The organism is uncultured Neisseria sp., assembly GCF_951230505.1.
GTDB lineage: Bacteria > Pseudomonadota > Gammaproteobacteria > Burkholderiales > Neisseriaceae > Neisseria.
Map to the genome: position 1 here is coordinate 1 of NZ_CATNVN010000195.1, position 2,959 is coordinate 2,959.

Genomic DNA, 2,959 nt, shown 5'->3' on the forward strand with positions numbered 1-2,959 from the left:
GAAATCAGGTAACTACCGCCTGCTTGGGCGTGAACATGATTTCTTTGTCGGCTATGCGTATAACAATGAAAAAATTCGTTCTGCTTATACGGAAATATATCAAAACCGTTATTTTGTCCGTCCTCAAGGTTATGCAGGTGCAGGCAGTTGCGGCATTCATCCCGATGGTCCGGAGCGTAATCCTTTAGAAAAAGGCATTGTCGAACCAGATTGGCATATTTATAACGAAAAAGGTAATAACAAAATCTATGTACCGGAATGCAGTGGCGCGCATATTACCAAATATACTCCCCGTTTGGATGCTGAGGGCAAGCCTGTCTGGACAGTCAACGACAATGGTGAGCGCGTAATGGTGCAAGATCCTGTTTACGAATTGGATGCAAATGGAAACAAAATACAGGAGCGGGATGAAGAGGGAAATTTGAAATGGGCAAACCAATATCTGAAAATACCGCTGTGGAAAACTGTTCAGGTTGCAGATGATCATGTTCCGGCGTTATACAATTATTCGAAATACCTTAACACGAATAAAACACATTCTTTGACTGTCAGTACCCGTTTTAATGCGACCAACCGTCTGCATCTCTTGGGTGGTATGCACTATACGCGCTATGAAACCACACAAACCAAAGAAATGCCTGTACGCTACGGCCAGCCTGCTACGGCATTCCAAACTGAGAGCAGTAACAAAATCGACAAAGAACACTACACCTCAAAAATGCAAAGTCATCGGTTTACGCCATATGCAGGCATTACCTACGACCTGACACCGCAACAAAGCTTGTATGCCAGCTATACTAAGATTTTTAAACAACAGGATAACGTTGATGTAACCAGCAAATCCGTTCTTCCACCACTCATCGGGACTAACTATGAAATAGGTTGGAAAGGGTCGTTCTTGCAAGGCCGTCTGAATGCTTCGCTTGCCTTGTTTGTCTTACAGCAGAAAAACCGTACCGTTGTCGATTTCGGATTTGTTCCCGATACTAGTCGTAACGGAGGTTCATTCCAAACCATCGCTAAACCTGTGGGTAAGGTTAAGAGCAGCGGTGCAGAACTTGAATTGGCTGGCGAATTGTCGGAAAACTGGCGTATTTTTGTTGGCTACACATATAACAAAAGTAAGTATAAAAATGCTGCAGAAGTTAATGCGGAGCGGTTGGAGAAAAACACGACTGCCGACCCGTATAACTTCAGTAACTTCACGCCGGTACATATGTTCCGTCTCGGTACAAGCTACCGCTTGCCTCAAACTAAGTTGACCTTGGGTGGCGGAATATCCGCGCAAAGTCGCACAAGTAGCCTTTACAATATTCGCCAAGGAGGCTACGGACTTATAGATGGCTTTGTTCAATATGACTTCCACAAGCACGGCAGAATCAGCCTGATAGGAACGAACCTGGCTGACAGGACGTATTTTGAAAATAACTACAACCGTACGCGAGGTCAAAACAATTTCTATGGCGAACCGCGGACAGTCAAATTGAAATTGGATTGGCATTTTTAGGAGAATGGATAATGATTGGGTATGTAAACATTATTGGCTAAATTCCTGATAAAGGTATGGGTTGAATATCCTTCTTTTTTGAAAGCTGTTTACTAACAATGGCTGAAGTTGATTCGATAGCCGGCGTATTTTCAAATATTAATTTGTTTCAAGTATTCAGCTTTGAAGGCCGTCTGAAACATTGTGTTCAGACGGCCTTTTTGTTTTCGGATAAAATACAGCAAACTTTAAATCAGCTGCCTTTTAAGATGACGCCCGAAACCCAAAAACAGCTCAAAATCACCGATGTTTCCGCCAAGAAGCTCGAAAAACTCAACCTCCATACCGCATGGGATTTGGTGTTGCACCTGCCGTTGCGTTATGAGGATGAGACGCACATCATGCCGATTAAGGATGCGCCGATCGGCGTGCCGTGTCAGGTCGAGGGCGAAGTTATCCATCAGGAAGTAACGTTCAAACCGCGCAAGCAGCTGATCGTCCAAATCGCCGATGATTCCGGCAGCGTCCTTTTTCTGCGCTTCATCCACTTTTACTCCAGCAACCAGAAACAGATGGCGGTCGGCAAACGCATCCGCGCCGTGGGCGAAATCAAACACGGGTTTCACGGCGACGAGATGATTCACCCTAAAATCCGCGATGCAGAAAACAGCGGTTTGGCAGAAAGCCTCACGCCGATTTATCCGACCGTAAACGGTTTGAATCAACCCACTCTGCGCCGTATTATTCAGACGGCTTTGGACGTTACGCCGCTGCACGACACCTTGCCTGATGCTTTATTAGGCCGTCTGAAACTGCCGCACCTTGCCGAAAGCCTGCGCCTTTTGCATTCACCGCCGCCTAGTTTCACTATTCATCAACTTTCAGACGGCACGCTCCCCGCATGGCAGCGGCTTAAATTTGACGAACTTTTGGCGCAACAGTTGTCCATGCGCTTGGCGCGGCAGAAGCGTGTCAGCGGCTCGGCCACAGCATTGGGCGGCGACGGCACATTGACTCAAGCCCTGCGCCACGCTTTGCCGTTTGCCTTGACCGATGCACAAGAAAAAGTTGTTTCCGAAATCTGCCGCGATATGGCGCAAACCCACCCCATGCACCGTCTGCTGCAAGGCGATGTCGGCAGCGGCAAAACCATCGTCGCCGCCTTGTCTGCTTTGACCGCCATTGAATCCGGCGCGCAGGTGGCTGTAATGGCACCAACCGAAATCCTTGCTGAACAGCATTTTATCAAGTTTAAACAATGGCTTGAGCCGTTGGGTCTCGAAGTCGTTTGGCTTTCCGGCAGCCAGCGCAAAAAAGCCAAAGACGAAGCCAAAGCCAAACTCGCCGACGGTACCGTCAAAATCGCTGTCGGCACGCACGCCCTGTTTTCAGACGACGTCGAGTTCCAAAATCTGGGTTTGGTGATTGTGGACGAACAACACCGCTTCGGCGTCGCCCAACGCCTCGCCCTTA

The 2,959-nt window shown here is 47.8% G+C and carries 2 protein-coding genes; both read left to right on the forward strand.

Features of this window, described 5'->3' with window-relative positions:
- A partial coding sequence (locus Q1M25_RS09310; RefSeq protein ID WP_300484013.1) for a TonB-dependent siderophore receptor occupies positions 1-1,507 on the forward strand: 1,507 nt, incomplete at its 5' end.
- A gap of 248 nt (positions 1,508-1,755) precedes the next feature.
- Positions 1,756-2,959: DEAD/DEAH box helicase (locus Q1M25_RS09315; RefSeq protein WP_300484015.1), on the forward strand; the 1,204-nt coding region annotated here is incomplete at its 3' end.